This is a genomic window from Bradyrhizobium sp. SRL28 (genome assembly GCF_018596315.1).
In the GTDB taxonomy this organism is placed as follows: domain Bacteria; phylum Pseudomonadota; class Alphaproteobacteria; order Rhizobiales; family Xanthobacteraceae; genus Bradyrhizobium.
This window is the reverse complement of the sequence record NZ_JAHEAG010000053.1, coordinates 1-23,245: the sequence shown is the minus strand read 5'-3', so window position 1 is coordinate 23,245 and position 23,245 is coordinate 1. Positions and strand designations below refer to the sequence as shown.

The window sequence follows — 23,245 nt, the reverse complement described above, 5'->3', positions numbered from 1 at the left end:
CAGATCAAATTTGAAGGCGAGCCCCCTGCTGCACAGCGTTGCAGCATCTATCCCAGATCTTTGTCCCTCTCGCGCCATTGTTGCCCTGAGACCACACATGCGGGGCGCTTGAGGTGGACGGCTCGATCAGCGCATCAAGCAGCGTCACGGTGAACGGCGGCCCGCCTTCGGAAACGATGCCGACGATGTGGCTACGACATGGACGATTTGGATCGGCCGGGACAGCACGGCGCCGTCGGCGACCGTGATGATCACGCCGTCGGTCACCATCGCGGCATTGAGCGAGGTCACCGCATCCGTCGTCGCGGTCAGCAGCAGGTCGCCTCGCTCCTCGTTGGCCGGATTCTCCAGAACTTCACGCAGCGTGCGCACCTCGACGCCGTGGCCCAGCTCGGCGACGTCGGAGAGATCGCGCGCGAACACCCCATCGACCAGCACCAGCTTCGTCGCGCCTTCGATCGCCGTCTGCGCGACCGCGGCTTTCGCCCGCGCCAGCGCGGCGGCATCGGGCGCGGCCGCAAGCGGCGCCACCTCGCGCACCAGCGCACGCAGGTCCGTGTACTTCCATTCCTCGATATGCCGATGCGGCAGGCCTGCGCGCTCATAGGCCTCGAACGCCTTGGCGCGCGCCTCCGCGACAGCGCCCGCGCCGGGCAGCCGGCTGTGGGCATTGGCAAACACATTGCCGACCGCACGTCCGGTATGGGCTTTGCCAGAACCAGGTTCATCGAAAGCTCCTTACGCGCTTAGGCCACGTCCTCGAACTGGGCGTACCCGGCGGCCTCGAGTTCCAGCGCGAGCTGCTGGTCGCCGCTCTTCACGACGCGCCCTTTCGACATCACGTGCCCAACGTCAGGCACGATGTAGTCCAGGAGTCGCTGATAGTGGGTGATGACGATCATCGCCCGATGCGGCGAGCGCAGCGCATTGACGCCATCGGCCGCTATCCTGAGCGCGTCGATATCGAGGCCGGAATCCATTTCATCGAGGATGCAGACGGCAGGCTCGAACAGCGCCATCTGCAAGATCTCGTTGCGCTTCTTCTCGCCGCCGGAAAAGCCGGCATTGACGCCGCGCTTGAGCATGTCCTGCGGGATGTTGAGCGACTTTGCGACTTCGCGCACCTTCTTGAGAAAGTCGGGCGTCGAGAACTCGCTCTCGCCACGCGCCTTGCGCTGAGCGTTCAGCGCGGTGCGCAGGAAGTTCATGGTGGCGACGCCAGGGATTTCGACCGGATACTGGAACGCCAGGAACACGCCCTTGGCGGCGCGCTCGTCCGGCTCCATCTCCAGGAGGTCTTCGCCCCGGAACAGGATCTGGCCATCGGTGACTTCATAGCCCGGCTTGCCCGCGATGACGTGCGACAGCGTCGATTTGCCGGAACCGTTCGGTCCCATGATTGCGTGCACTTCGCCCGGATTCACGGTGAGCGTCAGCCCGTGGAGAATTTCGCGATCCTCGACACGGACTTTCAGATCTTTCACTTCAAGCAATGACATATTATTTTTCCGTTTTCACCCCTCGTCCTGAAGAGCGCCGGCAGGCGCGTCTCGAAGGACGTGGCCACAATCTTTCCTCTCATCCTTCGAGACGGCCGCTGCGGGGCCTCCTCAAGATGAGGTCACTATCCAACCGATCCTTCGAGCGAGATCGAGATCAGCTTCTGCGCCTCAACCGCGAACTCCATGGTCAGTTGCTGCAGCACGTCCTTCACAAAGCCGTTGACCACGAGGCCGACGGCTTCCTCCTGGCTGAGGCCGCGCTGGGTGCAATAGAACAGCACGTCCTCGGAGATCTTTGACGTCGTCGCTTCATGCTCGAAGGTCGCGGACAAGTTCTTCGCCTCGACGTAAGGCGCGGTGTGCGCGCCGCATTTGTCGCCGATCAGGAGCGAGTCGCAGGCGGTGAAGTTGCGCGCGCCGGTCGCCTTCCGATGCGCGGTGACGAGGCCGCGATAGGTATTCTGCGAGACGCCGGCGGCGATGCCCTTGGAGATGATCCGGCTGGTCGTGTTCTTGCCGAGATGGATCATCTTGGTGCCAGAATCGACCTGCTGGTGACCGTTCGAGATCGCGATCGAGTAGAATTCGCCGCGTGAATTGTCGCCGCGCAGGATGCAGCTCGGATATTTCCAAGTGATCGCCGAACCGGTTTCTACCTGGGTCCAGGAGATCTTTGAATTATTGCCGCGGCAGTCGCCCCGCTTGGTGACGAAATGGTAGATGCCGCCATTTCCTTCGGAATTGCCGGGTACCAGTTCTGCACCGTCGAATATTTGATCTCGGCGTCGTCGAGCGCGACGAGTTCGACCACGGCGGCATGCAACTGGTTCTCATCGCGCTGCGGTGCGGTGCAGCCTTCGAGATAGCTGACGTAGGAGCCCTTGTCGGCGATGATCAGCGTGCGCTCGAACTGGCCGGTATTGCGCTCGTTGATGCGGAAGTAGGTCGACAGCTCCATCGGGCAGTGCACGCCCGGCGGCACGTAGACGAACGAGCCGTCGGAGAACGCCGCCGAGTTCAGCGTCGCGAAGTAGTTGTCCGAGGTCGGCACGACCGATCCGAGATACTGCTTCACCAGATCGGGGTGCTCGCGAATCGCCTCCGAGATCGGCATGAAGATCACGCCGGCGGCCTTCAGCTCCTTCTGGAACGTGGTCGCGACCGAAACCGAGTCGAACACCGCGTCGACCGCGATCTTGCGATTGGCCGCCGGCTCGCCGCCGGGCGGGGGGCTCGACACCTTCGAGAATGGCGACTTCACGCAGGGGGATGCCGAGCTTCTCGTAGGTCTTGAGGATTTCAGGATCGATTCGTCGATCGAGGACAGCGTCTTCTTCGGCTTCGGCGCCGCGTAGTAGTGAATGTCCTGGTAGTCGATCTTGGGGTAGTTGACGCGCGCCCAGGTCGGCTCGGTCATGGTCAGCCAGCGGCGATAGGCCTCCAACCGCCATTCCAGCATCCAGGCCGGCTCGTTCTTCTTCGCGGAAATGAAGCGGACGGTGTCTTCCGACAGACCCTTGGGGCCTTTTCCGATTCAATGACCGTCTCGAATCCATATCGATACTGGTCGACGTCGATGCGGCGCACCCGGTCGACCGTCTCCCGTACGGCTACCATTGCCCGCTCCGCAAGGACAACTCCGCCCATTTCCGACGAGGGCTGCACCGTGCCTGCTTCGATGCATAGGCGATTGCGCAAGCCGCACGCAGTTCGAGGCCGGCGATCAGGCCAATCGGGCGACCGATCATAGAAGTTACCGCCGCCGAGAGAGTCTCAATCTTGCTGCGCGTCACGGCCCCACTCATCGGCCGCTCTTCTATGCCTGCACGCATGTGTCGGGCACCGGGCAGACAACAGCGCATTGCGGCGCGTCAAAATGACCCTCGCATTGGGTGCACTTCTTCGGATCGATTACATAGATGTCGTTCTTGAGGTCGATTGCTGCGTTGGGGCATTCGAACTCACACGCGCCGCAGACGGTGCACTGGGAGGCGATTATCTTGTAAGCCATAAACTCCGATTCCTTGGGCAGGCGACGCGGGACGGCTTCTTTCTTTCAAGGCTCGTGCCAAACGCCGAGCTTTGATTTATCTCGGCTATTTTCCTGTCTCGCGCGTGTCCTGGGCCAGCAGCGTGTCGCGACCACGACACTCGGCTCACAGGCGCCTGATATGAATGCCGTACTTCTTGAGCGCGTAGCTGGTCTGGCATGGGGTTAACCCGAGGAGGCGAATCGCCTTCCGCCCGCGCCCAGCCCGACTTCTCCGTGCCCGCGATAACGGTGTCGCGGTCGGTAATTTTCGCTCCGCTCCCCGACGCTGATGCCATGGTAGAGGTCTGCGCGGAACTTGGTTCGCGCCACCGCCTTTGGAGATTGCGGTTAATGGCATCAGTGACAGTACGGCGACCTTGATAGTCTCTTGTCGCCGACGCGCTGGAATCCCTGCCTCCTGCAGGAGACAGAGCAGCTTCTGGAAGAGTGGCGAGATCTCACCGATCTCGTCGAGAAACGGCGTTGCCATGTCAGCCATTCGATATTCCTTGAGCGAGTTCAGCGCTCCGATGAAGACCTCTTCTCTTGGGCGGACAATTCCGATCCAGCACCGTCTCAGGCAGCGGGGGCGACAGCTCGTGCACGCGTGGCGACCAGTTCCTTGCCGGTCGCGGAACGCCCCGCAACAGTACGATCGTGTTGGACTTGGCAACGACCGCGATCTTCTCGATCAGGCCGCAGTGACGGTGCTGATGACGCTTGAAATGGACCTTCTTGCCGTCGCGGGTGGGCTTCAGCTCTGACAGCCTCTTCTGTAGCCCCGAGCGCGGCGCCAACAATTGCCCGCAGTCGCGCGCGAGCAGGCAATGCAGCTTCACGGTTGGCCGACCAGATTGGCTATGATTGCTAGAGGGCGGCCGTCGGAATCGATCGATCGTCCAGCACCCGATCTGCCCGCAACCGTTGCACCATTGCGAAGTGAACGATGCGCGCATCTTTGAAAGCGCCGAGTGCGGATGTGCGGCGATCGCAAAAAACATTGGCCCTTATATGCTTATTTCCTGCAAGGTTTTAGGCCAGCGTAAGCGACGCGATAGCCCTCGGACTTTTGCGCAACGTCGCGTTCGCAACAGATTGGCGGATTTGAGACAAGCCGAGGGTTTGCTTTCGGACAGAAAGCGCGTGCTGCACGCCCGCCTGTGATCCGGCGCAAGATGGCCTTTCATGACGCGCTGTTTGCCGACACCGCGCAGATGGAAGATGTCGTCGGTGAGCGCGTCCATGATGCCATGCAGATGCTTAAAGCGGTTCGCGCCGACTGCAGTAGGCGGGGACAGGTCCTCGTCTCCATGTCGCATACGAAACCCGACCGGGCAGGATCGGCATCGTCGACGGAGACGGATGGACCGATGCTGCCGACGCCATTGCGAACCGGCTGGTGATCTAGGCGCGGAAACGCTTTGTCTACTCAAACTTCGCCGGCCGTTGGCGGGCGCCAGTCGAAATCGGCACGCGGATCTACAAGGATCTCGTAATCGGCCATCTCCGGCGTGCCGGTGGTGGCCTCGCGGGACGGTGTGCTGCGCGGCATCTCCCGTCACGGCAGCGATGTTCGTTCCGGTGTCAAGCTCTTGGAGATCGATCCGCGCGGCCGGTTGGCGCAATGGACTGGCATCGACAGCCGCGGCCGGGCGGCACAGGCTCCGAATTGACCACAGAGCCTCAACGTCAAAGGAAATGTGGTTGCTAAGAGCCGTTCAAAGGCGGAACGCTGTTCAAGCAGGCGCTTCTCAACGACTTTTCGCTCCGCATCAGGCAGCTCGGTTTGAAGCAATCTACGACAACGCCAAATGTCGTTCCGCACGGATTTGATCTCACTTAAGCTATCATCAATCGAAGTCATCCCGGATGCCTACTTAGTTTGGAACTACTGACCAATCGTGCCATTCTTCAGCAAGGGGCAGTACATTTGCCTCGCGGCTCGATCGCGAATGATTCGGTGTGCGCGAGGCTTGCATCGATCGATGCCACCTCATCGCAGCGTGTCTGTCGATAGAACGCTGCGGCTCGTCAGCAGCAGTGCAGTCAGGCCTGCTGAAACGAGGCCGCCGCGTGGCCAATCTCCCGCGTGGCGGCGGGCCGTTCATCTCGTCCAGCTGCTTCAGCGCCGCCAGCATGTCGTCCAGATACAGTCGATGCAGGATAAGCGTTACCTCGCGAAGCGCCGGGGAGAATTGACCATACATATCCAAAGGCCATGACGATAGGATTACGCGCTTCTCGTCTGAAAAAAGGAGGCATCGTTCAAAACATCTTCGGATGAACCGTAGTGCGAGTGCGATACCGAGTGGATTTTGGGCTGGCACTGTGGTGAGCGGCAAGGGAACTGACTGTGGCGAAAACTTCGCGCGTTGAGCGACGCGGAGGCAGCCAGCGCATCGAATTCTTCTCTGGACTGGATGTCGACATGGACGAGACGATCTGGTGGTGGACGAAGGTAAAGCTGTTGGCTGATCGGGACGCCATCGAAAGAGCATTGAAGCCATTCCTTGGCCGGCTACGCGCCGCCCCCGGGGTGCCAGAGCGCTTCGGTCTTCCGCTAAATGAACTGAGCTCCCCAAGAGCGCGATGAGGGCCTGGACGCTCTCGACCAATTAGAAGTTGAGATCTATTCTGGCTTCCGCATCCTGGCCATCGTCGATGACTTCACGCGCGAACGTCTTGCTTATCGTTGATACGTTCGTCGCCAGTCTTGCGGGTCGCGCGCGAGCTCAACGCTGTGATTGCATTCCACGTTTGTCCAGCGATGATCGTCCCCCGCGGCACCGAGCTCACCAGCATGGCAACGGCTGGTCGCAGCACCGGCAGATCGAGTGGCACTACATCCCAGCGAGCCGCAGTGATTCCTTCGTCGAACAGTCACATGACCTCATCATATCTCCTGTATTCGTCGGTGTGACCGTCCCAAACCCGACTGCCACACTCACTCGACGGAAGGGGCCATCGGGTGCCGAGTTCTATGTTTTTTTTGGAAACACTGGCTGGGTAGGCCGGAGCCCGCATGAACAGGTTCTATTTTGTGGAGTAGCATCATGACGCCTGCAAAATCCGCGCAAAATAAAGTATGTGCTGAGTTGAGAGGTGTTTTGGAGCATGCTGTCCGGATGGTGCCCGAAGCGAGGCGGACGTCTTCGTTGAAGGCATGCCTTGCCGAGAAGGTCTTAACTCTGGCCGCAGGGGGGGAATCGGATCCAACTATCTTGGCGCGTGTCGCGGTGCGGACAATGCAGGAATCCTGTCGTAGCTGCTACGGATGTGAAGGGTGGTGACCTGCGCGCGATATCTTGCGTATCGCCCGCGCACTTGAACTGCTTCACTGGCGGCCGAAGGCGGATTCGCCCCGGTAATCGGTCCCGCAACAGCGATGGTGTGATTTCCTGGGGTCGTCAGGATCGCTTTCGTTTTGGGTTCGCGGCCTTAAAGTCCAGATCATTTTCCTGCCGGCAGCGATTCCAAAGCTCGTCATCAATAATATGCGAAGGCGAGCGCTGGCGATAGAAGATCGCACTATCAGCGTCGCTTCTGCCGCGTTCATTGATCAGCGACGCAGTCACTCTCGCATTCGCGCCGATTAACCCGCTCTTGCAAATCTCGAAGCCTCTCAGTGCGATTGCCATCCATGTCGAACCAAAATGTCGGCTAGCTCGCGGCTGGCCTTTACGCCGACCAATTGCCCTCCCCTGCCCGCGTCCGGCAGCTGGTAGGTGCCGTGGGAAAGTCCTGCAGGAACGGCGAAACAGAAATCAGGTCGCTGCGTGATATGCCTCTGAACCGCTTACCGGGTGGGACGATTCCGGACGACTTACGGCCGGTTTGGCGGCGTCCAGGGCGGGGCAGAGTCGGCATCGTCACGCAACTCGTGCGCTGTGCGCGCATTCAAATCAACCAGTGACTCAAGACCGCCGTGGATGTCTGGCGACGGAGCCCTGACAGACGGTTCGGCGAAGTCCAGCGCGGGCGCAGGGTGAGCATCGTCGCGCAAATCGTACGGTGTGGGCGCATTCAGGTGAACCAGTGGCTCAAGACCGCCATAGATGTCTGACAACGGAGCCCCGACAGAAGGGTCCTGATCGCCCTCCATTGCGGGCAAACCCGATTGCTCGCGGCCTTGCAACCCCAGCGCCTGGTCCCGCCTCGACCGTTTGTAGTTCCGAAGGATCGCCAAATCCGCGTCCATTAGTGTTCGATTTCGACCCGATCCCCTGAACACCATAACGTCTTCCTGAAACGCGTCCTGCTGCCGCTGACTGCTGTTGAGCCGGCCAACGAGGCTCCCCCTATTCTCTTTCAGCCAGTCACTGAGCGAATAGACCTCCTCTGCTCACCAGTCGAGGCTCCAACGTCGCGCGCGGCGTGCAACAACGCCTCGTTGATCAGGCGGGCATCTAGGGGATAGGGATCTAGGGCGCGAGGGGCTCGACCGAGTAGGTCGTATAGCGTCGGGAGTGTCCCGGGCAGGAACTTGTTCACCGACGACACGACACTCCGGGGACCACCACCATTGGTGATATAGTCCCGCATATCGGCCACAAGGGAATCGTGGTCAAGCCGGCCCGCTATTGGAGCCCTATTGTTCTAGCGAAGCCAGATGCTTAGATCTTGTACATCAGTTCGCGCGTTCGTGACGCAACGCTCGGGTACGCCTTTGTCGCGGGCTGCTCGCTTGGCTTCGCGAATAAGCGCCACGTCCTCCCCAAACGCCTGGCTGTAGCCGCGCCTGGGCCTGCCCGAGCCCGAACCGTCTCGCAGTCCGCTCACGTGCTCTTCAAAGCTGGCTTGCAGGCTCGCATCGCCCTCTTGTTGCCCGCCCGTGTGTCGGCGTTCTGCTGGGCAATTCTAGGGCGAACGGGTTCAAGCGCGAAGAATTGAAGTGCGAACCATCCATCCTGCTCTCCATTTGAAAACTTAGCTGATTGGCAGAAATCTGCGCAGATAGCCGCAGATCTGGCGCAAGGGGGCGAGGCGGCAGATTGAGGGCGATGGACACAACGAACCGCGCAACAACGACCTCATTACCACCGCCAAAACTGCCATCGCTCCCCGATTACCGGTGACTCCGAGCATCCGGTCTTCCTACGTCCATTGGCCTTGCGGTCTGACGGCAGTCGCCGTCTAGAGCTCCACCTTCTCATGTAGGAGCGTTGGCTTTCGAGAAGCTGACTAGAAGAATCAGCGTGAGCCAATATGTTTACGGTCGCGTATCGGTGAACTGGCCCTGCTGTGCCGAGCCGGCTCCGGTCATTTCTGACGCCCGGTGCATTCACCGTTCTTCAAAAACTTTGCGAAGAATCGGACACTAACGGCGCCGTTATCAGCTTTGAGACACCAATGTCCACAACTTGACGCTACGTACACCCAGTACGAAGCGACTGCAGAACCTCCAATTTTCGAATCGGCACGCCGCTTGCTTCGTTCAAGCACGACGACTGATCTGATCACATGTGGGACTGGTGATGTTAGGGGCGGGCTCGGGGCGGACTTGGCACGTGCTCGGTAGCGTCCGGTCCGCCCCGCCGTTTGCTATGAGGCGAAATGAAACAGCATGTTCGAGCGGCTGCGGTCGCATTCGCTCGCGCTCTCCGCCGTGATGTCCTTCGTGTACGAGCACGAAACCCGTGGGTACAACAGTATCAGTGTCTCCGTACGCGCGAGCCGAGTATCTGCTCGGACGACGAAAGGGAGGACGAAATTGATATGGCGCGCCTCGCTGCATTGCACACCCAAAGGCGTTACAGAGAGTACTTTTGTGTCATTGTGCGAGGACCCCTCACGACTGCTCCTTTCAAAGGACGAGACCGATCATGGCGCGAAGGCAATTGCAGAGAACGCTAAGAAGTTACACACCTACACGATGCCGAGTGTCACCGCTTGGCCGACCAAAAAGATCAACGGTATTTTATAGCGCGGGCATGCTCCTGGAGATGAGGAATTGCGAGTTTGGGTGAGGGGAATACCGACCGAGGAGACCGAGGTCTTGTTTCTGGGCGGCAATCTAGCTGACTATCGGACAGCCAGCGTAATTATTCCGAACACGGCTGACGCACTGGAAGATGGTCCTCCCGTCAAGAAAGCAAGGGTCAGCTCCGATGGGCCCGAGATGATACGGCATCATCACGGCCAAACTTGATCGCACCTTGACGCGCCACTCAGGCGTTCGCGTCAACGCTCATTAATCCAAATCCGCATTTCGCCTTCGCCGCGGTTAGCCCAGCTGAACCACGGAATGAATGTCAGCGGCTGCGGTTGTAGCTGTCCGGGCACTTTGTCGTACTGATAAAGCGCCCTTTCTTCAGAATGCGTGTGTTGCAACCGAGCCCCATCAGCCTGCAGCAAAATCTTGTCGCTAAAGAGACCAGTGCCTTTGATAAGCGAAAACCGGCTTTCTGCAGGAAGCCAAACGTTGTGTAACTCGGTCCCGTTGTCGGCTTCTTCCAGACAATAAATCAAAGGGCCACGCTGGATAGCCACCTTGCCCGCCAAATTGCGAAGTTGCGGATGACCGTATACGCGGCGTACTTCCATCGGCAGCGATAGTTTGAGCCGATCTCCCTGCCGCCACGTGCGGTGAATTTGCAAATAGCCCTTGCGCGACTCGCAATTGACAGGTTCGCCGTTCAGGGTCGTCTCCGGCGCGCTGCACCATTCCGGCAGGCGAAGGGCGAGCGTGTGGGCGATTGGCTGTGCAGATTCCACAGCGATTTCCACCTCGTCCCTCCAAGGATAGTTGCCGCTCATGAGCAACCGCAGCGTATGCCCGCCGACCGATACCGCCACGCTATTGCCAATATAGAGATTGATATAGAGCGCGTCGGAGCATGGCGTATAGATGTAATGACCAATTGATGTGAAAATGCGTGCGATGTTCGGCGGACAGCAGGCGCAGCCAAACCAGCGTTGCCGTACCGGCCTGACATGACTGTAGATGCCATTGGACCGCAGCGTTTTGGGATGAACTTCGAGCGGATTAACATAGAAATAGTGACGCCCATCGAAAGCGATACTGCCCAGGACCGTATTGTAGAACGCGCGCTCCATCACGTCGGCATAGCGACTGTCCAATTCCATCTCCAGCATACGGCGCGCGAACATCATCAGGCCAATCGACGCGCAACTTTCCGCGTACGCAGTATCGTTCGGCAGATCGTAATCACTGCTGAACGCTTCGCCGCAGCTTTGCGAGCCGATACCGCCGGTGATATAGATCTGGCGCTGCACCATGTTTTGCCATAGCCGCAGGCAAGCCTGGCGTTGCTGCTCGTTCTGACGCAGACGCGCGAGATGAGCGACCGCAGTCATGAGGTATACAAACCGAACCGCATGACCGGTTGCGGTCCGCTGTTCCGAAATTGGCAGGTGCGCCTGGCTATAGGCTTTATTTTTCACCGTCAAGGGCACGCCAGATGATTTGACGTGGCAGGATTGCCGGCGTTTCTCGTGTTCTATGTCATAGAAGTGCGGCTCTGTGCCGCGTTGCTCCACGAAATAATTGGCTAGCGTCAGATATCGCTGCTCCTGCGTCACTTCGTAGAGGCGCGTCAATGCAAGTTCAATCTCTGGATGGCCATCATAGCCGTGTAACTGATCGCGCTCCGGGCCGAAAACTGTGCCGAGGTGGTCAGCAAGCTTGCAAACGACCTCCAGCAGGCGTCGTTTGCCAGTAGCCAGAAAGAAAGCGATACCCGCTTCAATCAAGTGGCCGGCACAGTAAAGCTCATGGCATTCGGCTAGGTTGCTCCAGCGGTCCTGAGGCGCCTTTAGCATGAAATAGGTGTTGAGATAGCCGTCGCCGCATTGGGCGGCCGCAATCACTTCAATCAGCTCATCGGCGGCTTTCTCCAGGTCCGGATTGGGTGTCTGGCACAGCGACCAAGCAACCGCCTCTAGCCATTTTGCGACATCACTGTCCTGAAAAACCGTGCCGTAGAACTCCCCCTTCGCACGTCCGGCGGCAATACGGAAGTTTTCTACCGCGTGGCTCGGTGTCGCTGCGGGATTGCGGTCGTTCAGCGCATCCCATTGATAGGGAATCGCCACTTCCGTCACCAAGTGCTGGCATTTCCCAATCAGCGGATCCGAGACCTGTAGGTCGTGAAGATTGACTTCGGCCACATCCCGCTGATTCATCTCGTTTCTCCTTCGTGTGGGGCGAACGGGCGCCTAGCTCAGGCAAGCCAGCTCGCCATGATCGTTGTTGAGGTTGCGGCCTCGAAATTGGCGGCTGCGCCATCGTATTCTCCACGCGAACGTTGAAGCGCTAGAAATGGAAAGGCTGCCCCCGATGCCGCTGGACGGCGTAGGCCTCAGAAAGGGCCCGCCTAAGCCTCGCCGTCAAGCCAGCCGATCTTGCTCTTCAGGAACCGAAAGCCCAGCACCTCGAAGCCGGCGCGCTCCCTGTTGTCCCGGCCGTAACCATGGCCGCCCGCCGCCGGCTCGTAGAAATAGGCCTCGTAGCCCATCGCCTGGAGCTTCGCGGCCATCTTGCGCGCGTGTCCGGGATGAACACGATCGTCACGCCGCGTAGTGGCGATCAGGATCGGCGGGTATTTTTGGCCGCGCTTGGCGGCATGATACGCGGAATAGGTCTTGAGCCACTCCCAGTCATCGAGCTTGTCAGGGTCCCCATATTCTGCAATCCAGCTTGCTCCTGCCAGAAGCTTGGTGTAGCGGCGCATGTCGATCAGCGGGATCGTGCAGAACAGCGCGCCGAAGCGTTCCGGATAGCGCGTCAGCATATTGGTGATGAGGATGCCGCCGTTCGAACCGCCCTGGGCCGCGATCCGCTTCGGCTCCGTCACGCCGCGACGCACGAGATCGGCGGCAACGGCAGCGAAGTCGTCGTGCGACAATTTCTTACCGCCGAGTCGGCCGGCATCGTGCCAGCGCGTACCGAACTCGCCGCCGCCGCGTAAATTCGCCTGCACCGTGGTGCCGCCGCGCTCGAGCCAAAGCTTGCCAAGCGCTGAATTATAGTACGGCCTCACCGAGATCCCAAAGCCGCCGTAGCCGCTCATATGGACGGGCGCATCGCCCGTCTCGTCGGCCGGACCGGTCTGTACATAGGGGATGCGCTCGCCATCAACCGAAATGGCCTCGTGTTGGGTGACCACCAGCCCATCCGCGGTAAAGGTCTTCGGCGCCTGCTTGAGCACGGTCGGATTGCCGACGTTATTCTCGATCAGCATAAGCGAAGCTGGCGTGAGCGGATCCTGGCTCACGGCGAGCAGGTCGCCATTGCTTTCGGATGGATCCCAATCAAGGCGCCAGAGGTCGACGACCCCGATGTCGGGAAGCCCGCGCAGTTGCGCGCGGGTCCACCCTTTATCGGATGGCGTGCAGATCTCGAAGGACGGCCGCAGCTCGTTGAGAACGGAGAGCACAAGCTTGCCTGCACTCCAAGAGAATCCCTGCAGCGCGCGGCGCGGGCCCGGTTCGAAAAGAACCTCGAACTGAGGGTTGCCTCCAAGGAACGCCGCCAACGAGGTGACGAGCACCGTATCCGCGGCATAGGTCCGCTCCGCCACAGACCAGGGTTCGCGCGGCTTGATGGCAAGCCAATCGCGATGGGGGAGCATCCAGACGTTGCTTGGCAAATTGATTCTAGTCGTGGCACCGGATTCGTCACCGAGCCAGCGGGCAAAATTGAAGGCGTCCACCCCATCGACGAACCACATCCGCGGCGGCGCAACGGTGTGGTCGACATCGCAGCCGGCTCCGACATGATCGGCTGCGATCTCAAAGATCACCGGCGCTTGATCCGCCTGCGTACCGCGACGCCAGAGCCTCACCGTACGCGCATAGCCGGAGGTCGTCGCCATGCCCTGCCCATGAGAGCTCGACAGCACCAGCGTATCGCGATCGAGCCACTCAACCCCGCCCTTGGCTTCCTGCAGGACGAAGCCATCGCTGACAAATGTCTTCGCGCCGGTATCGAACTCACGCAAGGTGACGGCATCGCTGCCGCCGCGCGATAGGCTCAAAATCATCCGTCTATGATCGCCGGCCAGTGAGGCCGTCGCTTTCAGAAGCCAGTCTTGGCCTTCGCTGATAGCGAGCTGATCGATGTCGAGCAGAACTTCCCATGACGGCTTCGGCATGCGAAATTCTTCCAGAGAGGTTCGTCGCCAGACGCCGCGTGGATTGTTGGCGTCCTTCCAGAGATTGTAGAGGTAGCCGCCGCGCCGGCTGACATAGGGGATATTGTCAGGTCGGTCATAAATCGAGGTCAGCGCATCGCGATCCCGCTCCAATGCCGCGCCGCCAAACACCTGCAGCGTCTTGCCATTCTGCCACTCGACAAATTTCAGCGCCTGCGCGCCTTCGATCAGTTCCAACCACAGATAGGGATCATCATCTGGAGCGGAAGGCGTGGGCTTTCCAGCCAGCGACTTTGTCGTCGCGCTTGCTTTGATCACGCTTCACTCCATCCCTGGCATTGACGCGCACTCCCGACATGGCACCGCATCAAAGCTTTCACATATTGCATCCGTAGTTCCTTGATCTGGCCGCCGCGCGGCGTTCATTTAATGCTAATTGCCATGTCTGCATCAGTTCCATCCACTGCTGAAGTTGGTAGTTGATTTGGGCGCGCTCTGACGCATCACATCCTCAACCCTTGGACCCCAAGCTGCCGGTGGCAACTTCATCTTCGATGCCAGCTCGGCTTGTGGCGAGTGGGACGATATTACCGAGCGGCTTGGGCGACACCGTAGATGATAACCGCTGCTGCAAAGCGCCACTCCAAACCGCCTTAAGACACCAAATGCTGGTCGGCTCCGGGCCAAACAGGTCGGAGCGCAATCGATAAGATCTAACAATACAGAAGCAGCTCACTATGCGTGGTCGCGTTGGTGTGGCTATCTTGAATGAACTCTACTCGACTGCGGCACCGGCCTTCACCTGCCGGAACGATACGGGTCGTACACGACAATCGGTTCAACCGTTGGCGCAAGGCGGCTATCTGGGCTCGGTCTGATGAATGCTGTCGTCAAGGCTCACGATGGCAGTTCGACTGTAAGCATCCATCAGCACGCCTCCGGGGCCAAAAAAAGAGTGGAGATCGTTGTGTGGGCCGAAGCCGAGGAGGCCTCACCACCAAGACCCACGCGCGGGTCGACACGAAAGCCGCGCAGTCCCCCTCCAAGATCTCGCCCGGTGCGGTCCACGGCGCCTGGCCGACGCCCAGCTCGAGGCCTAGATTTAGGAGACTGGCCAACATAGGCATCTCGCCAAAGGCTTCCCGTGATTGATACTCGGTTTCGAAGTGCCGGCCTCGCTTGTTGCGCTCTACCGGTTCTACGCGCACTGCCGTGTGGGTTCTAAGAAGGTCTTGATGGCCGCCTCAATCGGCCAATTTTTGGCGAAGCTTCTTTCGGCGTCATCAAAGCCGGGGAGCACGGAAGTCGCTCTTCCGAGTAAGCCATTGAGATAATGGCTGAATTGTGCCGAGGCATGATAATGCTAGCGCTAGCTGCTGAAAATCAGCGCCAGGGCCGGGTTAAAACATTCGTATAGTTCTCCAGCTCCTTTCGATAGTTTAGGATCATGAGTAACCAGCTTACTAAGTTCAGGTTCGGACGCTCAGCCACGCAGTTTTTCGCGCTGGCGTTGATGACGCTAACTTCGTTGTACCTTCACGCCCATTCGCCGCGACGGCGTTCGGCTATTTGGAAATGATATTGGTGTTTTCTCTGATGGGCAGCCTTATAGCCTCTGCCATGCTTTTCATCTTGCCGGTCGCTGCTTTGGCCTACTTCTTTGCGCCGCCCACTTTCAATCTGAATGATCCGCAGGATCTTCCTGTGGTTGTGGCCTTTCTTGTTGCCTCAATTGTTGGAACGCACCTGATCGGAAAAGTCCGCCGAGAAAGGAAGGTTGCGCTTGAGGCCGCAGCCGGGCTCCGGCGCAGCGAGGCTGAGTTGCGCGACCGCGAGAAACAGTGGCGCGAAATCTTCGAGCATAACCCGGTCATGCAATTCACAGTCAATGCCACCGGAATGGTCCTGAACGTCAACACGTTTGGCGCAACACAGCTCGGCTATGCGCCCTCGGAGCTTGTCGGGCATTCCGTGCTGAAGGTATTTCTGGAAGAAGATCGTCCGTTTGTTTGCGAGCGCGTCGGGCTGTGCATTGAAACGGTCGGCCAATCGCACACTTGGGAGATCCAGAAGATCAGGAAGGATGGCTCGGTGCTGTGGGTGCGCGAAAACGCCAAAGCCATGCAGTGGGCAGAAGACAAGCTCGTCGTCCTTATCGCTTGCGAAGATATCACCGAGCGAAAGCGGACGGAAACTGCCCTGCGGCGGAGCGAAGCCCATCTGGCCCAGGCGCAGGAATTGAGCCGCACCGGCAGCTTCGGCTGGAACGTCGCCACCGGCGAGGTCCACTGGTCAAAGGAGACCTTTCGTATTTTCCAATACGATCCGTCGACGAAACCGATCCCGCAACTCGTCGTTGATCGAACCCATCCAGAAGATCGGGCTGCCGTGCGAGAGACCATCGAACGAGCGCTCCAAAACGAAGAGGATTTCGAGCACGAATACCGACTGCTGATGCCGGACGGCTCGGTGAAGCACCTCCACGCGCTGGCACGAGCCATTAGAACCGCCTCTGGTGATATCGAGTTTGTCGGCGCAGTGACGGATATTACGGCTGCAAAGCAGGCGGAACAGCAGTTGCGTCGTAGCGAGGCCTATCTGGCCGAAGCCCAGCATCTCAGCCACACGGGCAGTTGGTCCTGGGACGTCGACCGTCTCGAATTTGTGTATCGCTCCGCCGAAGTCGATCATCTGTTTGGCTTCGATCCGGAACAGGCTGTATCGATAGAGACCATCCGGTCGCGCATCCATCCAGACGACTTGCCGCGGCTTCAGGAAGTGCCGCGCCAGGCCATCAAAGACAAGGGAGGGCACTTCGAATATGATTTCCGAATCCTTCTTCCAGATGGCGCGATTAGGCGCATACATTCCGTTGCGCACGCCGTGGTCGGCAGCGATGGCAACGTCAGCGAACTCATCGGAACGCATATGGATGTCACCGAGCAACATGCGGCCAGGGAACGACTGGAAAGAGCTCTTGCTGCGTTGCGCGAAAGCGAGCAGCGGTTTCGCGACTACGCCGAAACGGCCTCCGACTGGCTCTGGGAGACCGGACCGGACCACCGGGTCACCCGCTTGTCGGAGCACACCAGCGCAGCAGGCATTCTGGCCACAGAGGTCGTCGGCCTGCTTAGCTGGGAAATTGCGCGCGATGTCGAAGCAGAACCCGAGAAGTGGCGGCAGCATCGGGCGACACTCGATGCACGTCTTCCATTTCGCGATTTCATCTATCGCACCGTCACCCAGATGGGATCTCCAATTTACGTCCGGACCAGCGGCAAGCCATTTTTTGATGCTGCCGGCAATTTCCTCGGCTATCGCGGCGTCAGCACCGACATCACCGCAACCATCCGCGCAGATCAGGCCGAACGAGAACTGCGGAAGGCACAGGCAGAGCTCGCGCACGTGACGCGCGTGACGACGCTGGGCGAGCTGACAACCTCCATCGCCCACGAGATAAGCCAGCCGCTCGCCGCCATTATCACCAATGGCGAGGCTTGTCTGGGTTGGCTTGGTCGCGAGACTCCTGATCTTTCGGAGGCGCGCTGCTCAGTGGAGTGGATCATCGAGGACGGGATTCGGGCGAGCGAGGTGATCCGCCGCATCCGCGCGCTTGCGAGGAAAGGCGAGATCGAGATGGTGCCGATCAATATCAATGACATCGTCAAGGAGGTAATCGCGCTGGTGACACGCGAGCTGGTCAGCCATCAGGTGTCGTTCCGGACCGAGTTGACGCCGGCCCTCCCCATGATCCTGGGTGACCGGGTTCAACTGCAACAGGTGATCACAAATCTGGTGATGAACGGGATTGAGGCCATGCAGACGGTCAGGGACCGGCCGCGCGAACTGGTGATTCGGTCATCCCAGGACGATATGGGACGCGTGCACCTTGCCGTGACTGATTGCGGTGTCGGGATCACCGAGGACGACGCGGATCGCGTGTTCAATCCCTTTTTTACCACTAAATCAAGCGGCCTTGGAATGGGGCTTTCGATCTGCCGTTCGATCGTGGAGGCTCACGGAGGGAGCCTGTCGATCGCCCGGAAGCAAGAGCCGGGCGCGACTTTTCAATTCGCCCTTCCCTTGCATAAAGAGGTCGTGTCGTGACCGGGCGCTCCGACTCGCCGCACCAAGGCGTGAAGACCGAGGAGCCGAGCGGAAGGGCGATCGTGTTCGTGATCGACGACGACGTCTCAATGCGTCGTTCGCTCGCGAATCTTTTTCGATCGGTGAACCTGGACGTTGCTGCGTTCGGATCGGCGCGGGAAATGCTGCAAGGCAACCTTCCGGAGGTTGCCAGCTGCCTCGTCCTTGACGTCAGGCTTCCTGGATTGAGCGGCCTCGAGCTGCAGACTGAGCTAGCCAAGTTGAACCTTCACATTCCGATTATTTTCATAACTGGCCATGGCGACATTCCAATGAGCGTCAAGGCCATGAAGGGTGGAGCGGTCGATTTTCTTACCAAGCCGTTTCGCGATCAGGAGCTGCTTGACGCTGTCGTCGCCGCGACCGAACGGGATCGCAAGAGGCGGGAAGTTGAGAAGACGGTTGCGAACTTGCAGTCCTTGTTCGAGACCTTAAGCCCACGCGAACAGGCAGTGATGAAACTGGTCGCTGCCGGTCTGATGAACAAACAAGTAGCCGCAGAGCTCGAGCTCGCCGAAATGACCGTCAGGATCTATCGCGGACGGGTGATGAAGAAAATGGGCGCACGGTCGCTGGCCGATTTAGTCAGAATGGCTGAGACCCTCGGAATTTGTGCCAACCACCCCGAATGAGCCCAAGTATGAGTTTACATTTTCATCCCGCAAGCCCACCTTGGTCCACAAGCCTACCCTTTGTCCAGGCGGCTATGCTTCGGCAAGCGCCTTTCCCGCGTTAGGAGGGGATCGTCTTGTCCACGCCTCCGCTCATTTCCATCGTCGATGACGACGGGTCGGTCCGTGCTGCGATAAATAATCTTTTGAAATCCCGCGGCTATATCGTCCATACATTTGTGTCGGCCGAGGAGTTCTTGCGCTCGCCCCATCTGAACGGAACATCGTGTGTGATTGCGGATGTGCAGATGTCGATTATGAGCGGCTTGGACCTGCTGACACATATGCGGGCCCAGGGTTACAGTGCACCGTTCATTTTCATCACTGCCTTTCCCGATGATCGCGTTCGCGCCCGTGCGCTGAGCGCCGGAGCGATTTGCTTCCTGGCCAAGCCCTTCGCTGGACGGCACTTGATCAGGTGCCTCGATACCGCACTGGATAAGTATCGCGGCGGAGCCAGCGCATGAGACGATGAGCACGCAGTCTGCTCAAAGTTCGGATCTGATTTGTGAGCGCGGCCCGCGGACCGTCTTTGAGGTCTCCGATGAAGCCGTCCGGCCAGTCCTCCGTTGCACTAGCTTAGCTAGTTTCTGTCGCGAAACACCTGCATTTGTGTTGAGGGCGCCATTTCCTCAATAAAACCGGGGGCGAATTAGCAGTAGATGCTAGCATTCGCCATGTGTTTTGACGCGAGTTTCGTCGCGATTTCATGAGGCGTCCCGTAGACGGTGCAGTGGTTGCACTGAAGTGCAGCGGATAAGATTTCCGCCGCAAGCGAGGGACTTGAAGGGATATTGTCAGGCGGCTTTTCGTCTGCGCGATGATCGGTCCGCCAACAGGGCTGCGATCTTCATGAGGTTGTTGGCGAGCACGGCGGCTGCAACCCATAGCTCGAAGCGCTCGCGACCTTCGGCGAGACAACGCTTCATGCCGCGACCGCGGAACAATACCGAGATGCGCCCCTCGATGCCGGCGCGAAAGCGCTGGCCGTCCTTGAACTCCCGGCTCTTCTCATAGGCTTCGCGTTCGGGCGCCTTGGTGCCGCCCCGCTGTGAAATGCACACCACCGTGACGCCTTCCTGCTTGCACGACATCACGTTCTTCTCGCTGAAGAAGCCGCGATCCGATCCGTACAATTTGGGGACGTCGCCGAAGGTCTGCCTGTGGCGTACCAGCGAGATAACCACATGCTGTTCGTCGATGGGATTTCCGTCTAGCACGTCATACTGCGTGATCAAGCCGCGCGCGCTTTCGGCGAGGAAGACCTTGTGGCCAAACTCGATCGGCGACCGCACCTTGCCGCGCTTGATGAGGTCCGTGTGGGGCTCAAAAATCGAATAGAGCTTCTCGGCCGTTGGAACTTGCTCGCCGTTAAGCACACGGCGGCGCGACTGATCTGTCACACGGTCTCCAAGACCACAAAAATGCTCTATCTCTTTGCGCGTCTCCGCGATGGCCAGATCGGTGATCATATCTTTGCCGCGCGCTTTACGGGTTTGCCGGAGCGCCGTTCGTGCGCTTTCGATGACTTCCTCGGCAATGCCAATGAGTTCGCGATATGTCGCGGTCTGCTGATCCTGGCGCTGCCTTGTGGTCATTCGTTGGATCTCTTGCATCCGCCGCCGCGCCGATCGCGTCCGATCTCGGAACCCCTTGATACGCCGGCGCTCCAGCGCTGTGGCGAGGCGACCGATCAGGCGCGTGACCACGCGAACGACATCCCACAACAGTGTGTTGTCGGTCGGATGATGAATGTCGGTCTGCACCACCGTGGTATCGACACGCAGCTTTTGGCCGTCTTCCAGTCCGAGCTCGACCGCCGCCCGCACCACCAGATCATTGATCGCCTTGAGCGTCTCGGGCGTGCCGATTGAAGCCGCGGTGGAACGCATCATGTCGAGGCACTGGCAGACAATAGAAGTCCGTGAACTGGCGCAGCGTGCATCCGTCGGCGATCCGCTCACGTAATTCGCGATAGTTCCAGTTCTTGACGCGCATCAGAACCAGCGAGCGCCAGCACCTGTTGCCGCGTCAGGCCGCTGCGACCCGTGTCGGCCTTCTTCAAACCCCGCGTCAGATCGCAGCGGACCTGGTCGATTATGTCCTTCTGGTCGTCAAGAAAATCGGAAAATCGCCTGCAGCAACGGCTCAAGGCACAGGCCCTGACGCACCAACTCCCAATCAGCAAAACTGACCTGCCGCTCCGCTATCCGGGACACCGCTCAATCCTCGTCGCGCTTCGCAGCTCTGGCGCGTGCGCGCTTGAGCGCCTTGATATATCGCGGCGCCGCTTGGTGCAGCAGATCCTGCAGAGCCCGCCCTTTGTCCAGACTGCGCTGAACCTCCGGCACAAGCTCTTCCGGCACATAGACGGCAACACGATGCCCATTCGCCCGGCCGTACAGAACATAACTTTGATGCTGTTCGCCGGACTGGCACGCCGCGCAATTCTCGCGGATGCACCGGCTACGCCGCAGGCTCAGTGAACCGAGAAGCGCAGGCCAAAGATTCGCCGATTCACGGTCGCTGCTTCATACAACAGTCCGCGCAGATGATTGTCGCCGCGCCGATATGACCGTCATAATCGACTTCACCCGACTGGTAGCGTCTGGTCGTCAGACCGATCCAGGCGCCCACCGAGCGCGATTTTCTAAAGTTTCCCGGATCCTCGATCGCTGCAACGAAGGAGGAAGTCGTTACCGCGCCGATGCCAGGGATCGACGCAACCAACTGGCATTGCTCACTCGCGCGGGCTGAAGCAACAAGTTGCTTGCTCAATTCAGCGGCGCGGGCGCGCATGCCCCTCCAGGCATCGAGCAACGGCTTGATAATCTGCTTGAGGCCGGCATTGTTCGCCAGCAGGCTGCACACATGGCCCTCAAACACGCGTCCTGCCCCCTTGGGAACGACTAGATCGAACGTCTTCATCAGGCCGCGGATCTGTTTGGACAGCTGGGTTGTCATCCTGAGCAGTTGGTTGCGCGCTGCGACCAGCGTGCGAACCAGCATGCTGTCAAAGCTCTTCACCCGCACCTCGCGGTAAAAGCCGACCTCGGCAAGATGCGAGAGCCCATCCGCGTCATTTGCGTCGGTCTTTTGGCGCCATATCTAGCGCCACCTTGGCGTGCCGCGCATCTATGCAAATCGCTGGCAATCCTTCCTGTGTCAGTGCGTGGTAAAACCAGACTGACAAGGGGCCCGTCTCGAACACGACGCGTTCCGCGTTCGATGCACGCTTGCGGATGACATCGGCTATCAGCTTGGGATCGGATGGGCATTTTCCGCGCCAGATCCGCTTGCCTCCTTTGCGTACCGAGACGATTGTATCTTTCAATGACGCGTCGAGGCCGATAAACTGCTTCATGGTTGTCTCCCGTTTGATGCTGGGCCCGGCGTCGAGTCGAGAGCCCGTATTTCATCCTATCGGGGGCAACCACCTTAATCCAACGCATCACAACCGCGCCGGTGTCCCCACCCCCGCGATTACCCTATGTAATTGTAAGATCGGCTTAGCGCTTACACCCGATCACCTGCGACACCGCATATTCGGGTGGCCGAGCGCCTGTGATTCAAGCTCCCAAATTGGGGTTTAAGGCCGCTGATATGGATCGAGCCAGAACTCGGCGGTTCTCTGGAGCACTCATCATCGTCATGTGGTTGCCTGGAATTGGCACAGCATGAATGGCCGCTGCACTCAAAACTTGGTCCCAACCGCGTATGGGTGAACTGGCCTCTGTGGCATAAAACTGATGTATTTCAACTGGCAGGGATGGAACTTGGTATAACTGCAGCGCCCTTCGAAATTGGGCAATTCTTGCACACCTCAAAGCGTCAATTTCGAGATCATGATCTAGAGATAGCGCCCCAAGTTGCTGCGCCTTTTCAAGCAACTGGGCAACTGAGCATTGTCTAGCAAAGTGCTCCAACACTTCGAACCGCTCATCATCCAAGGGCTTGAGAGACTCTAGCACCATTTCTAGTACTATTTTGGCTGGCGACATGCTCAATGGATTTGCAGGTAACGTAACATCGATGAAAGCCATGAATGACACAGTTTCATCGAGGCTTAGTAAGCGCTGGGCAATTGCGTAGGCCAAGAATGCCCCCGAGGAATATCCGGCGAAGCGATATGGGCCTTGCGGCTGAATCTCTTTGATCGCCGAGATTAGTTGCGAGGCTATCGCCTCAAGAGTTGGCGAACAAAGTTCATCGAAGGACGGCCATGGCAGAGCATAGACAGGACAGTCTATGTCCATTTCTTTGACCAAACTGACGACATAGGAACAATCCCCCAAACCTGTGGGAACGAAGAAGAGTGGCGCTTGCGATCCCGTTACACGAACGGATAGCACTCCAGCTGCATTGCGGTGCGGCTGCTGCAACTCAATCTTCGACGTAAGTTTCTGCAAAACAGGGGCTTGGAAGAGGTCGGCGGCGCTGAGCTTCAGCCCAAGATCGAGCGCTCGACTGAGCAACTGCACCGCCAAGAGCGAGTGACCGCCCAGCGCGAAGAAGTGGTCGTTCCGTCCGACCCGCTCAACCCCCAGAAGCTCGGCCCAGATCGTCGCCAGCGCCGTCTCGATCTCGCCTTGCGGCGCCTCATAGGCGGCGCGCGCATACGCCTCATCCTTAGGCGCCGGCAGGCCCTTGCGGTCGAGCTTGCCGTTCACCGTCAGCGGCAGCGCCGCTAGCCGCACGAACGCCGACGGCACCATGTAGTCCGGCAGCCGCGCACTTAAGTGCGTGCGCAAGGTGCCGGCAAGTTCGCCTCCATCCAGT

The 23,245-nt window shown here is 59.1% G+C and carries 12 protein-coding genes and 4 pseudogenes; 4 read left to right on the top strand and 12 right to left on the bottom strand.

Going from position 1 to position 23,245, the window contains the following annotated elements; genetic code table 11:
• Window positions 1–174: 174 nt before the first annotated feature.
• From KIP88_RS40625 to KIP88_RS40610, 4 genes and pseudogenes are all read right to left on the bottom strand, one after another.
• Window positions 175–681, bottom strand: a pseudogene (locus tag KIP88_RS40625) (Fe-S cluster assembly protein SufD); the annotation flags it as partial.
• Window positions 682–746: 65 nt separating this feature from the next.
• Window positions 747–1,499 carry a Fe-S cluster assembly ATPase SufC gene (gene sufC, locus KIP88_RS40620; protein WP_214493741.1) on the bottom strand — a complete coding sequence of 251 codons (753 nt, stop codon included), beginning with the start codon at window positions 1,497–1,499 and terminating at the stop codon, window positions 747–749.
• Between the two features lie 125 nt (window positions 1,500–1,624).
• Window positions 1,625–3,119 (bottom strand): annotated as a pseudogene (gene sufB, locus KIP88_RS40615) (Fe-S cluster assembly protein SufB).
• A gap of 199 nt (window positions 3,120–3,318) precedes the next feature.
• On the bottom strand, window positions 3,319–3,513 hold the full coding sequence (locus KIP88_RS40610; protein ID WP_214493740.1) for a 4Fe-4S dicluster domain-containing protein: 195 nt from the start codon (window positions 3,511–3,513) through the stop codon (window positions 3,319–3,321).
• A gap of 1,181 nt (window positions 3,514–4,694) precedes the next feature.
• Between KIP88_RS40610 and KIP88_RS40605 the strand changes: the two genes are divergently transcribed.
• Window positions 4,695–4,937, top strand: a complete 243-nt coding sequence (locus tag KIP88_RS40605) for a hypothetical protein (RefSeq protein ID WP_214493739.1) — start codon at window positions 4,695–4,697, stop codon at window positions 4,935–4,937.
• 26 nt (window positions 4,938–4,963) lie between these two features.
• On the opposite strand, the gene KIP88_RS47990 is transcribed toward KIP88_RS40605, so the two are convergent.
• The 4 genes from KIP88_RS47990 to KIP88_RS40590 all read right to left on the bottom strand — a co-directional run bounded on the left by KIP88_RS47990 (window position 4,964) and on the right by KIP88_RS40590 (window position 13,967).
• Window positions 4,964–5,086, bottom strand: a complete 123-nt coding sequence (locus KIP88_RS47990) for a hypothetical protein (protein ID WP_283848570.1) — start codon at window positions 5,084–5,086, stop codon at window positions 4,964–4,966.
• Between the two features lie 1,855 nt (window positions 5,087–6,941).
• Window positions 6,942–7,172, bottom strand: coding sequence for a hypothetical protein (locus KIP88_RS40600; RefSeq protein WP_214493738.1), 231 nt, complete (start codon window positions 7,170–7,172; stop codon window positions 6,942–6,944).
• Between the two features lie 2,542 nt (window positions 7,173–9,714).
• Window positions 9,715–11,679: a glycoside hydrolase family 127 protein gene (locus KIP88_RS40595; RefSeq protein WP_214493737.1), complete on the bottom strand. Its 1,965-nt coding sequence runs from the start codon at window positions 11,677–11,679 to the stop codon at window positions 9,715–9,717.
• Between the two features lie 191 nt (window positions 11,680–11,870).
• On the bottom strand, window positions 11,871–13,967 hold the full coding sequence (locus tag KIP88_RS40590; protein WP_308163754.1) for a prolyl oligopeptidase family serine peptidase: 2,097 nt from the start codon (window positions 13,965–13,967) through the stop codon (window positions 11,871–11,873).
• Window positions 13,968–15,096: 1,129 nt separating this feature from the next.
• Between KIP88_RS40590 and KIP88_RS40585 the strand changes: the two are divergent.
• The 3 genes and pseudogenes from KIP88_RS40585 to KIP88_RS40575 all read left to right on the top strand — a co-directional run bounded on the left by KIP88_RS40585 (window position 15,097) and on the right by KIP88_RS40575 (window position 18,933).
• A pseudogene (locus KIP88_RS40585) lies at window positions 15,097–17,756 on the top strand (PAS domain S-box protein).
• Window positions 17,753–18,427, top strand: coding sequence for a response regulator transcription factor (locus KIP88_RS40580; RefSeq protein ID WP_057902437.1), 675 nt, complete (start codon window positions 17,753–17,755; stop codon window positions 18,425–18,427). The pseudogene KIP88_RS40585 and the gene KIP88_RS40580 overlap by 4 nt, the downstream one beginning before the upstream one ends.
• A gap of 116 nt (window positions 18,428–18,543) precedes the next feature.
• The gene (locus KIP88_RS40575; RefSeq protein WP_057852051.1) at window positions 18,544–18,933 is read left to right on the top strand and encodes a response regulator transcription factor; all 390 of its coding nucleotides are present in this window, start codon (window positions 18,544–18,546) and stop codon (window positions 18,931–18,933) included.
• A 330-nt stretch (window positions 18,934–19,263) separates the two neighbouring features.
• Here KIP88_RS40575 and KIP88_RS40570 read toward each other — a convergent pair whose 3' ends face one another.
• From KIP88_RS40570 to KIP88_RS40555, 4 genes and pseudogenes are all read right to left on the bottom strand, one after another.
• Window positions 19,264–20,361 (bottom strand): ISNCY family transposase, encoded by a 1,098-nt coding sequence (locus KIP88_RS40570; protein ID WP_214493736.1) that lies wholly within the window; start codon window positions 20,359–20,361, stop codon window positions 19,264–19,266.
• 327 nt (window positions 20,362–20,688) lie between these two features.
• Window positions 20,689–20,925 (bottom strand): hypothetical protein, encoded by a 237-nt coding sequence (locus tag KIP88_RS48730; protein WP_374226575.1) that lies wholly within the window; start codon window positions 20,923–20,925, stop codon window positions 20,689–20,691.
• A gap of 59 nt (window positions 20,926–20,984) precedes the next feature.
• Window positions 20,985–21,830: pseudogene (locus KIP88_RS40560) on the bottom strand (IS110 family transposase); the annotation flags it as partial.
• Window positions 21,831–22,035: 205 nt separating this feature from the next.
• Window positions 22,036–23,245: thioesterase domain-containing protein (locus KIP88_RS40555; protein WP_249791392.1), on the bottom strand; the 1,210-nt coding region annotated here is incomplete at its 5' end.

What these genes read in the sequence shown, in the direction of transcription:
- sufC (WP_214493741.1), bottom strand. Translation starts at nt 1,499, where the DNA reads ATGTCATTGCTTGAAGTGAAAGATCTGAAAGTCCGTGTCGAGGATCGC.
- KIP88_RS40610 (WP_214493740.1), bottom strand. Translation starts at nt 3,513, where the DNA reads ATGGCTTACAAGATAATCGCCTCCCAGTGCACCGTCTGCGGCGCGTGT.
- KIP88_RS47990 (WP_283848570.1), bottom strand. Translation starts at nt 5,086, where the DNA reads ATGCCGCGCAGCACACCGTCCCGCGAGGCCACCACCGGCACGCCGGAG.
- KIP88_RS40600 (WP_214493738.1), bottom strand. Translation starts at nt 7,172, where the DNA reads ATGGCAATCGCACTGAGAGGCTTCGAGATTTGCAAGAGCGGGTTAATC.
- KIP88_RS40595 (WP_214493737.1), bottom strand. Translation starts at nt 11,679, where the DNA reads ATGAATCAGCGGGATGTGGCCGAAGTCAATCTTCACGACCTACAGGTC.
- KIP88_RS40570 (WP_214493736.1), bottom strand. Translation starts at nt 20,361, where the DNA reads ATGATGCGTTCCACCGCGGCTTCAATCGGCACGCCCGAGACGCTCAAG.